This window comes from Neobacillus niacini (assembly GCF_019749295.1).
GTDB classification, from domain to species: Bacteria; Bacillota; Bacilli; order Bacillales; family Cytobacillaceae; genus Neobacillus; species Neobacillus niacini_D.
This window is the reverse complement of record NZ_JACWFG010000004.1, coordinates 125,115-141,065: the sequence shown is the minus strand read 5'-3', so window position 1 is coordinate 141,065 and position 15,951 is coordinate 125,115. Positions and strand designations below refer to the sequence as shown.

The following is a 15,951-nucleotide window of genomic DNA, read 5'->3' as shown; positions in this document are numbered from 1 at the left end:
ATATATAATTATTGGTGCTATAATGAGAATTAATAATACCTACAAGTTCTCAATAAAGAACGTCTTGATATACCTATCATAAATGCTCCCAATTTAAGAGTCAACTTTTTTTTAACTATTATATACGGTTTATTAAGAGTATTTTTCGACAAGATTTTAACGGTTTAAAGGAACAATACAAAAAGGAATTGACACACCTACTAATCTGTAGTAAATTTTATAAAAAGTCTAAATATTATACTTTCTTATCAAGAGAGGCTGAGGGAATGGCCCTATGAAGTCTCAGCAACCTTCAATGACATTTTTTTCATTGAAAAGGTGCTAAGTCCATCAAGTTATTTGGTAACTTGTGAGATAAGAAGAATGACCTATGCGAATGTGCATCCAAAAGTCTTCTTCTTATAGAAGGCTTTTTTTGTTTTATCAAGGGTGTTTTCTTAACGATAGTTGTTAAAATCTAAAAGCCGATTTTAACCCTGGAAATAGCTATTTTGTGCAATTTAATTTAGTTTGCAAGCTCTTTTCTTATTTCTGCGATTTACTACGAAACCACAGCACAATCATTAAATTATGATACAAAAAGAAAGATTTAAGAAAAGAGTCTATATAAAGGAGGAAATTGAAATGGTTTATAAAATCGATACGAAGTTAGCTCAGATTGGAAATAGAAGTGATAAGGTGACAGGCACTGTCAATCCTCCTGTTTATTTTTCAACTGCTTACCGCCATGAGGGGATTGGCCAGTCAACTGGGTTTGATTATTCGCGGACGGGAAACCCAACACGCCAGTTACTTGAAAAGGCGATTGCAGACTTAGAGGGCGCAGACCAAGGATTTGCCTGCAGCTCGGGAATGGCAGCGATTTTTACAATCTTATCGTTATTCCAATCTGGAGACGAATGGATTGTGAGCGAAGATTTATATGGAGGAACATATCGTTTACTTGAACAGGGATTTAAGAAATGGGGACTCCAAACTCAATATGTGAATACGTGTAGTCCGGAAGAGATAGAAAGTAAGATTACCCCGCAAACGAAGGCGATTTTCCTTGAAACTCCAACCAATCCACTTATGCAGCAATCAGATATTGCCGCTGTATCAGAAATTGCAAAGAGACATGGAATTATTCTGATTGTTGATAATACCTTCTACACTCCTCTTCTTCAGCAGCCAATTCTGCTTGGAGCGGATATTGTTATTCACAGTGCAACGAAATACTTAGGCGGCCATAATGATGTCCTTGCAGGTCTTGTTGTTGCCAAGGGGAAAGAACTTTGTGAGGCATTAGCCTTCCATCATAACGGTGCAGGCGGCGTCCTTAGTCCCTTTGATTCTTGGCTGGTTATGCGCGGAATGAAAACTTTATCACTAAGAATGCAAAGACATGAGAGCAATGCCAAGGCCATTGTTGAATACCTTTCTAATCATGATGGTATAACAGATGTGCTGTATCCAGGTAAAGGCGGAATGGTTTCCTTCCGATTACAAGATGAAGCTTGGGTAAATCCATTTCTTCAAAGTCTTTCACTTATTACCTTTGCTGAAAGCCTTGGCGGAACAGAAAGCTTTATTACTTATCCAGCGACACAGACTCATGCTGATATTCCAGAAGAGATTCGAATTCAGTCAGGTGTTTGTAACCGATTATTAAGATTTTCCGTTGGCCTTGAAGATCCAACCGATATTATTCAAGACCTTGAACAGTCATTAGCTAAATTAAAAGAAGGAGTGATTCAATAATGAGTTCAGCAGATTATAGTTTTGAAACCAAGCTCCTTCACAATCAACATAAGGTCGATCCCGCTACTGGAGCGGTTAGTGTACCCATCCAGCATGCCTCAACCTTTCATCAATTCGATATCGAAAGCTTTGGAAAATACGATTACGCGAGAAGTGCAAACCCAACACGAGAAGCCCTTGAGGATGTTATTGCAGAATTAGAAGGCGGCACTAGAGGCTTTGCTTTCTCTTCAGGAATGGCTGCTATTTCAACAGCTTTCCTTCTACTATCTGCTGGAGATCATATCGTCATTACGGAGGATGTGTATGGCGGTACGTTCCGCATGGTTACTCAGGTACTTACTCGCTTCGGAATTGAGCATACATTTGTAGATATGACAGACCTTACTCAAGTTAAAAATGCCGTTAAGCCTAACACGAAAGCATTTTATGTTGAAACACCTTCTAACCCAACCTTAAAGGTTACCGATATTGAAGCTATTAGTTCGCTGGCAAAAGAAATTAACGCCATTACGTATGTAGATAACACTTTTTTAACGCCTCAGTATCAAAGACCTTTAGAGCTTGGAGCGGATATTGTTCTTCATAGTGCAACGAAGTTTTTATCTGGTCACAGTGATGTAGTTGCAGGTCTTGCCGTTGTAAAAGATGAAGAATTAGGCAACAGGCTGTATTCTTTACAAAATTCATTTGGTGCTGTCCTTGGGGTCCAGGATGCATGGCTTGTACTTAGGGGATTAAAGACCCTTCATGTAAGGCTGGAACAATCACAAAAATCAGCTCTTACGATTGCTGAGTTTTTAGAATCACACCCACTTATTGAAAAAGTATATTATCCAGCTCTTACAAATCACCCGCAGCATGAATTGCAGCAGAAACAGGCATCCGGTGCAGGAGCGGTATTATCATTCGAACTATCTGATGAAGAAGCATTAAGAACTTTTGTTTCAAATGTAAAAATACCAGTATTTGCAGTAAGTCTTGGAGCGGTAGAATCTATCCTTTCCTACCCAGCTAAGATGTCTCATGCGGCTATGCCACAAGAAGAGAGAGAAAAAAGAGGAATTAAAAATAGTCTTCTGCGTCTTTCAGTAGGTCTAGAGAATCCTGAAGATCTTATAAAAGACTTTTCTCAAGCACTGCAAGTAATCTATGAAAAACAACTGAATGTATAATGAGGGTGATAATATGAGTCTATTAGAAAAATTAGAAAAGCAGATTTTAATTGCTGATGGAGCCATGGGCACCCTCCTCTATTCTTTTGGAACTGATAGTTGCTTTGAAGAACTAAATCTTTCACATCCAGAAAAAATCCAGGAAATTCATAAAGCCTATATTGATGCAGGTGCTGATGTTATTCAAACCAACACCTATGCGGCTAATTACTTAAAATTACAAAGATATGGCCTTGAGGATTCAGTTAAAGAAATTAATGCTGCCGCTGTCCAAAATGCCAAAAAAGCCGCCCAGAAAAATGCTTATGTTTTAGGAACGATTGGCGGCAATCGCGGAATAAAAAGCAATACAATTTCTATAGAAGAAATAAAGCGAAGCTTCCGGGAACAATTATATTGTTTACTGCTAGAAGGGGTAGATGGGTTATTATTTGAGACCTTTTATGACCTTGAGGAGCTGGAAACGGTCCTTACTATTGCAAGGAAAGAAACTAAGGTTCCAATTATTGCGCAGGTTTCTCTTCAGGAGCGGGGAATTCTCCAGGACCGCACACCTATTAATGAAGCCCTGAAACGTCTAGAAAGTCTCGGTGCAAATGTAGTTGGCTTAAATTGTCGTCTTGGACCGCATCATATGCTTGAAACACTTGAGGAGATTGAACTCCCATCACAGGCATTTTTGTCAGCCTACCCAAATGCAAGTTTACCAACCTATACAGACGGTAAATTCCATTATGAAGGAGATGCGGATTATTTCCGCAAATCTGCACAGTCCTTCCGGAACCAAGGTGTTCGTTTACTTGGGGGCTGCTGCGGTACAACACCTGAACATATCTCGGCATTTGCATCCGAATTAAAAAATGCGAAACCGATCACAGAAAAGGTTGTACAAATAAAAGATAAGAAAATCATTGTTGAATCCAGTGCAGCCAAACGCGACTTTCAACCACTAGAAGAATTAGTGAAAGAGAGAACTTCAATAATCGTAGAATTAGATACTCCTAGAAAGCTTGATACAAGCAAGTTTTTTGAAGGCGCAAAGGCGTTAAAAGAAGCAGGAATCGACGCGATTACGATGGCAGATAACTCTTTAGCTCAGGTGCGGATTTCTAATGAATCTTTAGGTTATCTTGTTAAACAAGAATTAGGTATGCGGCCGCTTATCCATATTGCCTGCCGCGACCGCAATATTATTGGTTTGCAATCTCATCTAATGGGGCTTCATACGCTTGGTATGCACGATGTTCTGGCGATTACCGGTGACCCAGCAAGAGTCGGAGACTTCCCTGGTGCATCATCTGTATACGATGTCTCTTCCTTTGAACTCATACAAATGATTAAGCAGTTAAACGAAGGCTTATCCTTTTCCGGCAAAGACCTTGGCCAAAAAACGGCTTTTAGTATTGCTGGTGCCTTTAATCCCAATGTCCGCTCAGTTGAAAAAGCGGTTAAACGCCTTGAGAAAAAGATTGAATTTGGAGCAGATTATTTCATTTCACAGCCCGTTTTTTCGGAGGAAAAATTACTTGAAGTCTATGAACATACCAAACATCTAAAAGCCCCTATTTATATTGGGTTAATGCCTTTAACAGGCAGCAGAAATGCTGAATTTCTCCATAATGAAGTTCCAGGAATTAAAATTGCTCAATCCATTCGTGACCGGATGTCAGCGTTGAATGATCAACCTCTTCAAGCTGCACGTGAAGGAATTGAAATTACAAAATCATTAATTGACACAGCACTTGACCTTTTTAATGGAATTTATTTAATCACACCATTCTTACGATACGAGCTAACAACAGAATTGGCTGTATATGCAAAAAAGCGTGCTAGTCAAATTAGGGGGAACAGCTATGTCGAAAGCTCTATTTAGTGAACAACTGCAGAAACGAATTCTAGTGATGGACGGTGCCATGGGTACGATGATTCAGCAAGCAGATTTATCGGCTGAGGACTTTGGCGGCGAGCAATATGAGGGCTGTAACGAGTACTTAAATGTAACAGCCCCTGAGACAATCGCGAAGATTCATCGTGAATACTTAGAGGCTGGTGCAGATATCATTGAAACCAATACCTTTGGGGCCACAAGCATTGTTCTTGACGACTACGATTTAGGCTTTAAAGCGTATGAATTAAATAAAATAGCTGGTCAAATTGCCAAAAAGGAAGCAGATAAAATTTCAACAGCAGAGTGGCCGCGCTATGTTGCAGGATCAATGGGTCCGACTACCAAGACCTTGAGTGTTACCGGTGGAACCACTTTTGAAGCACTGGCTCTTGCTTATGAAGAACAAGCGATTGGGTTAATTGACGGCGGTGTCGACCTTCTCCTTCTTGAAACAAGTCAGGATATGCTGAATGTTAAGGCTGGCTTTATTGGGATAAAAAATGCATTTAGCAAAACAGGTAAAGTTCTTCCTTTAATTGTATCTGGAACCATTGAACCGATGGGTACAACACTTGCGGGACAATCTATAGAATCCTTTTACATTTCATTAGAGCATATGAACCCGATAGCAGTAGGGCTAAATTGTGCGACTGGCCCGGAATTTATGCAGGATCATATCCGCTCGCTTTCTAATCTTGCTTCAACACCGATTATCTGTTATCCAAATGCAGGTCTTCCAGATGAAGAAGGACATTATCATGAAACACCTGAAATATTGGCCAAGAAGCTTGCTGATTTTGCTGCCCATGGATGGTTAAACATTGTTGGGGGCTGCTGTGGTACAACGCCGGATCATATTCGAGCCATTTCAGACGAAATGAAGAAGTACTCACCACGCGAGGCACAGCCTTCTGATTTCCATATGGTTTCAGGTATTGAACCATTTGTTTACGATGATCCGACACTGCGTCCGATTATGGTCGGAGAACGCACAAACGTAATTGGTTCTCGTAAATTCAAACGCCTCATTAACGAAGGTAAAATTGAAGAAGCAGCAGAGATTGCACGTGCCCAGGTAAAAGGCGGCGCGCATGTTATTGATATCTGTCTAGCCGACCCTGATCGTGATGAATTAAGCGATATGGAGAATTTCATTCCTGAAGTGGTGAAAAAGATAAAAGCTCCGCTTGTTATCGATTCAACGGATGAAAAAGTAATTGAAAAAGCACTCAAATACTCTCAGGGAAAAGCGATTATTAATTCGATCAACCTTGAAGATGGTGAAGAGAGATTTGAAGCAGTTGTTCCACTCATTCATAAGTATGGTGCAGCTGTTGTTGTAGGGACGATTGATGAAAAAGGGATGGGCGTTACAGCTGAAAAGAAATTGGAAATTGCCAAACGATCTCATGACATCTTAGTCAATAAATATGGTTTGAAGTCCCAAGACCTTATTTTTGACCCGCTTGTTTTCCCCGTAGGGACGGGTGATGAACAATATATTGGTTCTGCAAAAGCAACGGTGGAAGGTATTAAGTTAATCAAAGAACATCTTCCTAAGGTTCAAACCATTCTTGGTATCAGCAATGTTTCTTTCGGTCTTCCGCCTGTCGGCAGGGAAATTTTAAACTCCGTCTTTTTATATCACTGTACATTAGCTGGTCTCGATTATGCGATAGTAAATACTGAAAAACTAGAGCGGTTCGCTTCTATCTCAAAGGAGGAAGTTGAGTTAGCAGAGGCACTTTTATTTAATACGACAGATGAAACATTAGCTACCTTTACTGAGTTTTATCGAGGTAAGAAGAAAGAGACAAAGAGTACTGTACCAAATATGAGTTTGCCAGAACGACTCTCATACTACGTGGTCGAAGGCACTAAGGAAGGTCTCTTGCCGGATTTGGCGTTAGCACTTGAAGAGTATCCTGCTCCGCTTGATATAATTAATGGACCATTAATGGAAGGCATGAAAGAAGTAGGCCGACTGTTCAATGACAATCAGCTTATTGTTGCCGAGGTTCTCCAAAGCGCAGAAGTCATGAAGGCTGCCGTCTCTTATCTAGAACCTTATATGGAAAAAGGTGATGTTTCTGCTTCCAAAGGGAAGGTTGTCTTAGCAACAGTTAAAGGTGATGTACATGATATTGGAAAAAACCTAGTAGACATTATTCTTAGCAATAACGGTTATGATGTTCATGATTTAGGAATTAAAGTAACACCAACTGAATTGGTTCAAGTCATTCAAAAAGAAAAACCAGACATCGTTGGTTTATCCGGATTGCTGGTGAAATCTGCACAGCAAATGGTGTTAACGGCGCAGGATATGAAAGAAGCAGGAATCTCAACTCCGATTATGGTAGGCGGTGCTGCACTTTCTAGAAAGTTCACCGATACCAAGATTGCAAAAGAGTATGATGGACTTGTTCTTTATGCGAAGGACGCCATGACAGGTCTCTCACTTGCCAACCAGATTCAATCTCCTGAGGAGTACGAAAAACTAGTTGCCGAAAAAAATGAAAAACTAGCTGCTATTGAGATTCCACGCGATTTACCAATTCGATCAGCCGTATCGACAGCTGTTAGGGTTAGACCATCCGTTTCAACGGAGGTACCGGTTTTCACACCGATGGATACAAAGAAGCACATTTTAAAAACCTATTCCCTTTCCCATATTGAGCCGTATATCAATATGCAAATGTTAATCGGCCACCACCTTGGGGTAAAAGGAAAAGTTGCTAAATTGATATCTGAAGGAAATGAAAAAGCTGTAAAGGTTAAAGAGGTTGTTGATGGCTTATTAGCAGATGCGAAACAGGAAAATTGGATTTTACCTGCTGCCGTCTATCAATTCTTCCCGGCACAGTCAGACGGAAATAAAATTTTCATTTACGATCCACAAGACCCTAATACTATCATTGAGACATTTGATTTCCCACGTCAGGATTCTGCACCGCATTTATGCTTGGCTGATTTTATTAAATCAGTTGACAGCGGTGAAAAGGATTATGTAGGTTTCTTTACCGTAACCGCAGGCAGAGGAATACGTGAAAAGGCTGACCAGTTAAAAGCAGAAGGACGTTTCCTTGAGAGTCATGCCCTGCAAGCTTTAGCACTCGAATCAGCTGAAGGCTTTGCAGAATTAATCCATCGTCAAATGCGCGATCGCTGGGGATTCCCGGATCCGCTGACATTCACGATGCAAGATCGATTTGCAGCTAAATATCAAGGACAGCGCTTCTCCTTTGGATACCCTGCATGTCCAGACTTAGAGGATCAGAAAAAGCTATTCGGATTACTTCATCCAGAAGAAATCGGAATTGAACTAACAGAAGGCTGCATGATGGAGCCAGAAGCCTCCGTATCAGCCATGGTATTTGCCCATCCAGAAGCAAGATACTTTAATGTATTAAGATAACTGAAGTCCGCAGATTAAAATTCTGCGGATTTTTTTATTTGGTACTGTTAAAACTGAATGTTGAATTCACTGTGTTTGGAAAATAAGCGGAGAATTTCCGTTTATATTGGGAAATATCATTATTTCCTTAGAAATAGGCGGAGATCTTCCGCTTATTGTATCTAAATCCTTGTAATTTGTCTTATTTAAAGCAGTTAAGCGGAATATCTCCGCCTATACTGCTTCAAAAGGTTCCTTTATAAACAATAGCCGGAAATTTTCCGCCTATTAATTCTCAACCCTACACGGAAATCAACAATGAATAATTACTGGCCTTTTATTAATCTAATCCCAAAGTGTACTGACTGGAATCACGCCAGCCCCGTAAATCGTGCTCCATGCCTTGACATTTCCCTCTAAAACCGCTATAGTTACCCAGGTAAGTATTTTAATTACCCAGGTAACTAATGTGCATATATTAATATTTGGAGTGAACCTATTTGACCCACGAATTATTTCATACTCTTCATCAACTTTCCCGCCAATTGACCAATAGACTTAATGATGCTTTAAAACCATTTGGTTTATATAGTGCACAATGGTCAGTCCTTTTTGTTTTACATACCAAAGGCTCACTAACTCAAAAAGAACTCTCTGAATATCTATTTGTCGAGGCTCCTCCGATGACTCGTACCATTCAACGGCTTGTAAAACAAGGGTATGTTAAACAAATACCAGGAAAAGACAAACGTGAGAAGTATATTCAATTAACGGAGGAAGCAGTCAAGGAATTTCCAAAGTGGGAACATGCTGTTACCCAGTGCAACCAGACATTATTAAAGAATTTTCCAGAATCCTCACAACTTGAATTAACTAACTTGCAAAGTGTTTGGTTAAAACAGCTATTGTAAAAGGAGTGCATAGAATGAACAAACCTAAATTATGGACGAAGGATTTTATTAATATTTCCTTTAGTAACTTTTTTCTATTCTTAACGTTTTATATCCTGCTTGTAACTCTGCCTATTTATGCTTTACAGGAATTTGACAGTAATGCTTCTCAGGCAGGATTAATGACGACCGTATTCTTACTTTCTGCCATCATATCACGTCCGCTTGCCGGGCTATGGCTTGAACGAGGAAGCAATAAAAAGGTGCTATTAACTGCACTTATTATTTTTGCAGCTGCTTCCCTTTTATACTTTATCCCCCAATCGGTAACAGGCTTCCTAGTCATTCGACTATTACACGGAGTAGGCTTTGGAATGGCGACTACCGCAGTAGGGGCCATTGTTGCAGATCTTATTCCGAGCTCTCGAAGAGGCGAAGGAATGGGATACTTTGTTATGTCAACAAACATGGCAATGGTTTTAGGCCCGTTTGTCGGGCTGACAGCGATTCAGCAATGGGGTGCAAACATTATGTTCATCCTAACAGTCATTGTTGCCATCGGGGCACTTATCACCGGTCTAACAGTTAAATTAAAGAAGCCTGAGCAACATGACCGCCAAGTAGTCCTTCCTGCATTTTCTTTTAAAAATTTTATTGAACCATCAGCTGTATCGATTGCCATTGTGGGCAGCTTCTTAGCTATTGTTTATTCTGCATTGCTTTCCTTCGTTTCGGTTTATGCCAATGAAATAAACCTTGCCGAAGTATCAAGTCTTTTCTTTGTGGTATATGCAATTATCTTATTAATGTCGAGACCATTTACGGGCAAATGGCTGGATCAATATGGCCCTAATGTAATTGTTTTTCCTTCCATCATCTTGTTTGCAGCTGGAATGTTCGTATTAAGTCAAAGCGGAGGAGCGATAACTTTCCTCGTTTCAGCCGGAATGATTGGATTAGGATGGGGGACGGTATTCCCAACCTTTCAAACGATCGCCATTCAAAATGCAGCACCTAGAAAACGAGGTCTAGCTACTGCTACTTTTCTATCAATCTATGATATTGGTATCGCATTAGGCTCATTCTTGGTGGGATTACTTGCTGCAAAAATGGATTTTAGTTCCTTATACTTCCTATGTGCCTTCTACGTTCTTGTTGGAGCAGTTCTATACTACTTCCTGCAAGTTAGAAAACCAGAAGTGAAACGCCAGCAATACTTAAAAGTAAAAGAGCAATAATAGACTTGAACCATCATTTGTTTTGATGGTTCTTTTTTATATTCTGAGCAGTGATTTTTACTTTTCTGATTCTTTGGGTTACACTTTTTTTGTATATTTATTTTTGAATGGAGGTTTTTACATGTTGGATGTTGTTGTAATTGGTGCTGGCCCAGCAGGAGCAAGTGCAGCCTTATTGACTGCTAAAGCAGGAAAGAAAACGTTGGTGCTTGATAATGATAAGACCGTTACAAAGCGTGCCTGGGTTGAGAACCATTATGGTGTGCTGGAAATCTCTGGTCCGGATCTTGTTGAAATCGGTAAGCAGCAGGTAACTAAATTTGGCGGAGAAATCGTCCAAGCTACTGTTACAAATATAAGCAAAGCAGGAGAAGGCTTTAAGGTGGAAACTGAAAACGGTGACTATGAAGCAAAGCATGTCATTGTTGCTACAGGTTTCCTAGTAGACGTAGCTGAAAAAGCAGGTCTAACTACTAAGCCAGGTACGGAGCCCCGCGTAAAAACGATCCTTGATGTAGATTCTCAAGGTAAAACAAATATCGATGGCATTTGGGCAGCTGGTACGGTTGCTGGTGTAAGCGTACATACCATTGTTACAGCTGGTGACGGAGCGAGAGTCGCAATCAATGTGGTTAGCGAATTGAACGGCGAGCGTTATGTTGACCATGACGTATTAAAAGCATAACCTTAAATAACAAAGCCCCTTTTTAGGGGGGCAGAATGTCGAGAAAGGATATTTCTCGGCATTTTTTTATTTTCTTAGAGTTTACTCTTAAATATTCTAGTTGCTATTTGAGGACAAATTGTCCGCTCAGCCTGACGGATTTGTCCTTCATCTGGCTTCTTAAGGACTAATCATTCGCTCTGACTGACAGATTTGTCCTTCATCTGGCTTCTTAAGGACTAATCGTCCGCTCTGCCAGACGGATTTGTCCTTCATCCGCCTTCTTAAGGACTAATCGTCCGCTCTGCCTCACAGATTTGTCCTTCATCCGCCTTCTTAAGGACTAATCGGTCACGCTACCAGACAGATTTGTCCTTCATCCGCCTTCTTAAGAACTAATCGTTATAAAATAGCTGTCGAGACCTTCTCGACAGCCTTGCCCCTTTTAGAGTCCTAGTCTTAACACTATACCTCTAAATCCTTTCCTTCTTCAATAACGTGATATAGAAGGTGTGCTAGATGGTGTATCGGTCCATAATCTTCTTCCTCTTCGCTTACCTCTTCATTAAATTCAAGATCATTTAGATATAGGGCTGTAAACTCATAAAAGTCCTTTAACTGGAAGGAATAGCAGCCGACAGGATCTTCACTTCCTTCTTCACCAGTTGGATCCTCATATTGAAGCACCATATATGACACATCACCATCAGCGTCCTCAGCGTCAAAAAAGACAAAAAAACCAATATTCGTGTCTAAATCGAAGAGATGCCTTGTGCCCCCTTCTGTTGCTTTCTCAAAGTCCTCTTGGCTTAGCTTTTGAATCTGCATAGAATCCACATTGTCTTCTTGGTGAAAACCAACCACAAAAGATTTCATAATATCTTCCTCCTTGTTGAACACATATGAATTACTTTTCCCTAATTTTTGAATTTAATAAAAAAAAATCCTTTTAGACAGTAAAATTGTCTAAAAGGATTTTTTAATCATCCGACCGGCGGGTGTATTGGGTCAGCATGTTGATAATTAATGCTCTTCGCAGCAAGTTCATTTGAAGAAGACGGACTGCTTACATCCTTTGCAGCAGGTGATAAAAGAACAAGTAAAGAGAACGCGACAAGTATAATTGACTTTTTCATTTTCTTCCTCCTCAAGTAATTTTAGATAGATAATTTACTGCCTCAAAGTACCTTCCATTTTGATTGTGATGCTCTGAAAGCAGTTTGTAATATCGAGTTAAATCGTCCTTATGTTCTTTTGCACTCTCCAAATAAGGAATAACCTTTGCTTCTAGGAATTTCATTGCTTTTTCAGGAGATTCCATATGAGTGAGGTAAAAACTAGACAAAAGACTTTGTTTTTTCACGCCAACAATCTCCTTGGATAGAGATTTGACATGTTGGAAACATTCCTTTGCCTTTTCTATTAAATCTAAATTGTAATATAATTCGCCCATTGCATATAAAGTGACGTAATAATGCTGATTTTTTATAGGCTGTAAAGAAAGACTTTTTTCATAATACCGTAATGCATCCTTTACGTTATTCATTCTATTCTGCAAGTAGCCCATATTATGATAGATTTGCGGAAGTATTTTTTCTTCTTTAAGCAGTTCTGCATTCCTTATTAAATGGTTAAAGCAGACCTGAGCTTCCTCGTAAATACTAGAACGAGAATAGTTAATACCCAGGACCATTAATGTATGAAGAATGCGATAGAAGTTATGCTGGTTCATAAAAATTTGCAGCGCCTGTTTGCCAAAGTGGATAGCATGACCGGGTTGATCAAGTGAGCTTTTTACAAATGTCCAGTGGTAAAGAAATTCGCCATTTACAGATTCATGGTTGTTTTCTACAAATAGTTCATCGAAGATGGCATCTGCTTTTCTATACTGTCCCTTCAATATTAAAAATACAGCATTATAGTAACGAAATAAATACTTCTCATGTTGGGAAAAATTTTTCTTTTGTTTATGTAATATGTCTCGCTGTACTTCAGCTTCTGATAGTAATCCCTTGAATAATAGATAGCGATATTTATATAATTCGTATGAATACATATGAGCAGAGAAAGGAATGACATGTTCAATTTGTTTTAACTTTTGATAGATTTCTTCAATTTCGTCTCGTAAATAAAAGTTAATTTTTTCACCAAAGTCTCTCAATAGGGTTTTAATTAACTCTTCTTTTTCCTCCATTTCTTCAAAGCTGACCGCAAGCCTTGCCAGCAATAAGGAAATAGTCTCTTCATTTGCATCTTTTGAGTTGTTTTCAATTTTACTTAAATGAGGGATAGAGCAAATTCCAGCCGCAAGTTCTTTTTGCGTGATCCCTTTTTGGGTTCTGTAATATTTTATTAATGGCCCAAATTCCATAACATAACCACCCTCTAGAAGCTCTTCCTTATTTCCTATTTTATACCAATGCTATCGCCTCTTCCACTTATTTGTTCAGACTATTTAAAATATTATCAACTAGAATAGAAAAGCCATCTGTTCGCAATAAGCAGATGGCTTTTCTTATTATCTTACCCTCGGGAAACCATAACCCGACGCATAATCATCGCCCGTTGCAGCCCCTGTTCCACCTTTAATATCATAAAGCTTTGCACGGTCTTGCAGTTCTTTACGAAGCTGCGTGTGAGACATGGATGGATTGTCAGCCCAAATTTTAGCAGCTAGACCTGATACATGCGGTGTAGCCATTGACGTACCGCTGATAGTGTTATAGGAACCATCATGCCATGTAGATTCAATGGCTCTGCCTGGTGCAGAGACCTCAACATCACGCTCTTGAATCACATAATCTCCATCAGTTGCTGGATTCCCCCGTGAAGAAAAGTCAGCGACACGATAGGTACCGTTTTGCTGAACATCTTCTAAAGCTGCTACGGCTACAGCATTAACAAGTGCGCCAGGATAGCCAATGGTGTTGCTTGTTGGTCCATCATTTCCAGCCGCCGCAATAACTAGTACTCCTTTACCATAGGCGTAATCAACAGCACTTGATATTAAGGAGTCTTTTCCGCTTGACCCTAACGACATTGAAATAATTACTTTTGAACCCGTTCTCACTGCCTCATCAGCAGCATTACGAATGGCAGAAGCAATATCATCTGAGTAGCCAGATCCACGGTTATTTAATACCTTGTATGCCCATAAGTCTGCTTCTGGCGCCACACCGTATATTCCTTGTCCATTACTGCCGCCGTCCGCTAGTACAGTACCCGCAACATGCGTACCATGGCCATTTCCATCTGAACAGCTGCCATTGATCAGCGGTGATTTATTTTGTGTGAAATCCTTACATTGCTCTATTCTGCCTGTTAAATCAGCATGACTGGTATTGGCTCCTGTATCAAGAACTGCGACCTTAATACCATTTCCTCCGGATGTTGATTGAATAGCAGCATCATTATAAATGGCTTGAATTCCCCATGGTGTTTGATCACTTGGACCCGATTTAGTGGAACCTCCTGGCTTAGCCGCAGCTTCTTTACTTGGCGTAAGCTGGACTTCCTCCACTCTCTCAATATTTAAGTTTTTATTTTTCAAAAGTGCTTGATATTGCTTGCTGTTTACAGTTGTAGTGAAACCTTCCGACCCAAAGTCCCAACGAACCCCCACATTCTTCTTTGCCTGTGCTTTAGCTGCGGATGGGCCTTGTATGATAACCCGGAAAGTTTCGTCCTGGCTATTGGGCTGCTGACCGAATGCGCCTGTTGCAAACATAGATACTCCCATTACGATGCTAAGTACAGTTGCTCCTACTACTTTTCTCTTTTTCATCCACATTCTCCCCTACTTTTCAACTCCAGGCTTGGACCTGTTTCTCTATTTTATTTAGAATTTTCAGAATAAAGAAATGAAAATCTACCTAGAAAGATTGGGAAATTTTTTCGATTCACGTTAAAAAAGGCCCTGAAGTTTTACTTCAGAGCCTCTAACATTTCACATGTATGCAGTTTAGAAATATTTCTTTTTCCAAAAAATCAAAGCAGTTAAAGTCGATAATACACATGCAACGGATATGGATATCCAAAAGGCATGCGGACTATTTTGCAGCGGCAAATCAACATTCATTCCATAAAAACTAAATACAATCGTTGGAAACGAAAGTATGATCGTGAAGGATGTTAAGAATTTCATAACGATATTTACGTTATTAGAAATAATAGAAGCAAAAGCATCCATCATCCCGCTCAAAATTGAGCTGTATGTCTCAGCCATTTCAATTGCCTGAATCTTTTCAATCATTACATCTTCTAATAAATCTTTATCTTCTTCGTACATTTTTATATAACTAAAACGAAGAATTTTATCTAAGACGACTTTATTTGATTTTAATGAAGTGGTGAAATAGACAAGACTCTTTTCTAAAGCAAGAAACGCATACAATTCTTTATTTTTCATCGATTGGTGAAGTTCCCGCTCGATTTCATTTGTTCGTTTATTAATCTGCTTTAGATAACGAAGATAATAAGATGTAATAATAGCCAGAATTTGAAGGGCAAACCTATTTTTTTTAAAGGTATAAAACTCTTTTATTTTATTATTCTTAAAAACTTCTAAGATGGGGGTATCCTTTAACGATACCGTGATAATACATTCATCGGTTAACACGATTCCAATTGGAATGGTCTCATAGATAGGGAATCCTGCGTCATCATGTGTAATATAAGGATAATCCACAATGATATAAACCTGCCCATCTTCACGCTCAATTCTTGGACGTTCCTCGTCATCAAGGGCGTCTCTTATAAAATCAACATAGATATTCGTTTCGCTGGCCACTCTGTTAATTTCTTCTTCGGTTGGGGCATACATATTTATCCAGCAGCCCTTTGAAACTTTATCAACCTGTTCTAGCATCTTTGTCTCGGTGCTTTTATAAATCTCCAACATGATAAAACCTCCTCACTCACTTTTTCTGAGGAAGCCAAACTACCTTTTTAGAGCTGATATTC

The 15,951-nt window shown here is 39.5% G+C and carries 12 protein-coding genes and 1 riboswitch; of the genes, 7 read left to right on the top strand and 5 right to left on the bottom strand.

The window, feature by feature from the left end:
• Positions 1-242: 242 nt before the first annotated feature.
• Positions 243-361: riboswitch (SAM riboswitch) on the top strand.
• A gap of 263 nt (positions 362-624) precedes the next feature.
• The 7 genes from H0184_RS08325 to H0184_RS08295 all read left to right on the top strand — a co-directional run bounded on the left by H0184_RS08325 (position 625) and on the right by H0184_RS08295 (position 11,010).
• Positions 625-1,740: a methionine biosynthesis PLP-dependent protein gene (locus H0184_RS08325; RefSeq protein ID WP_221823317.1), complete on the top strand. Its 1,116-nt coding sequence runs from the start codon at positions 625-627 to the stop codon at positions 1,738-1,740.
• Entirely contained in the window at positions 1,740-2,915 is a 1,176-nt protein-coding gene (metC, locus tag H0184_RS08320; RefSeq protein WP_221823315.1) for a cystathionine beta-lyase, read from the top strand. Before H0184_RS08325 ends, metC begins: the two co-directional genes overlap by 1 nt.
• A gap of 13 nt (positions 2,916-2,928) precedes the next feature.
• Complete coding sequence (locus tag H0184_RS08315) at positions 2,929-4,788, top strand: bifunctional homocysteine S-methyltransferase/methylenetetrahydrofolate reductase (RefSeq protein WP_221823313.1); 1,860 nt, start codon at positions 2,929-2,931, stop codon at positions 4,786-4,788.
• Positions 4,769-8,218 (top strand): methionine synthase, encoded by a 3,450-nt coding sequence (metH, locus tag H0184_RS08310; RefSeq protein WP_221823311.1) that lies wholly within the window; start codon positions 4,769-4,771, stop codon positions 8,216-8,218. The genes H0184_RS08315 and metH overlap by 20 nt, the downstream gene beginning before the upstream one ends.
• 479 nt (positions 8,219-8,697) lie before the next feature.
• Positions 8,698-9,108 (top strand): MarR family winged helix-turn-helix transcriptional regulator, encoded by a 411-nt coding sequence (locus H0184_RS08305; RefSeq protein WP_221823309.1) that lies wholly within the window; start codon positions 8,698-8,700, stop codon positions 9,106-9,108.
• Between the two features lie 14 nt (positions 9,109-9,122).
• Positions 9,123-10,325 carry an MFS transporter gene (locus H0184_RS08300; RefSeq protein WP_221823307.1) on the top strand — a complete coding sequence of 401 codons (1,203 nt, stop codon included), beginning with the start codon at positions 9,123-9,125 and terminating at the stop codon, positions 10,323-10,325.
• Positions 10,326-10,446: 121 nt separating this feature from the next.
• Positions 10,447-11,010 (top strand): FAD-dependent oxidoreductase, encoded by a 564-nt coding sequence (locus tag H0184_RS08295; protein WP_221823306.1) that lies wholly within the window; start codon positions 10,447-10,449, stop codon positions 11,008-11,010.
• A 444-nt stretch (positions 11,011-11,454) separates the two neighbouring features.
• Here the strand turns inward: H0184_RS08295 and H0184_RS08290 are convergent, their stop codons facing one another.
• The 5 genes from H0184_RS08290 to H0184_RS08270 form a co-directional block, all read right to left on the bottom strand.
• Positions 11,455-11,865, bottom strand: a complete 411-nt coding sequence (locus tag H0184_RS08290) for a cytosolic protein (protein ID WP_221823304.1) — start codon at positions 11,863-11,865, stop codon at positions 11,455-11,457.
• 107 nt (positions 11,866-11,972) lie between these two features.
• Complete coding sequence (locus H0184_RS08285; protein WP_221823302.1) at positions 11,973-12,125, bottom strand: hypothetical protein; 153 nt, start codon at positions 12,123-12,125, stop codon at positions 11,973-11,975.
• An 11-nt stretch (positions 12,126-12,136) separates the two neighbouring features.
• The gene (locus H0184_RS08280; RefSeq protein ID WP_221823301.1) at positions 12,137-13,360 is read right to left on the bottom strand and encodes a helix-turn-helix domain-containing protein; all 1,224 of its coding nucleotides are present in this window, start codon (positions 13,358-13,360) and stop codon (positions 12,137-12,139) included.
• A gap of 147 nt (positions 13,361-13,507) precedes the next feature.
• Entirely contained in the window at positions 13,508-14,773 is a 1,266-nt protein-coding gene (locus H0184_RS08275; protein WP_221823299.1) for a S8 family peptidase, read from the bottom strand.
• A 177-nt stretch (positions 14,774-14,950) separates the two neighbouring features.
• The gene (locus H0184_RS08270; protein WP_221823297.1) at positions 14,951-15,889 is read right to left on the bottom strand and encodes a magnesium transporter CorA family protein; all 939 of its coding nucleotides are present in this window, start codon (positions 15,887-15,889) and stop codon (positions 14,951-14,953) included.
• Between the last annotated feature and the right edge of the window lie 62 nt (positions 15,890-15,951).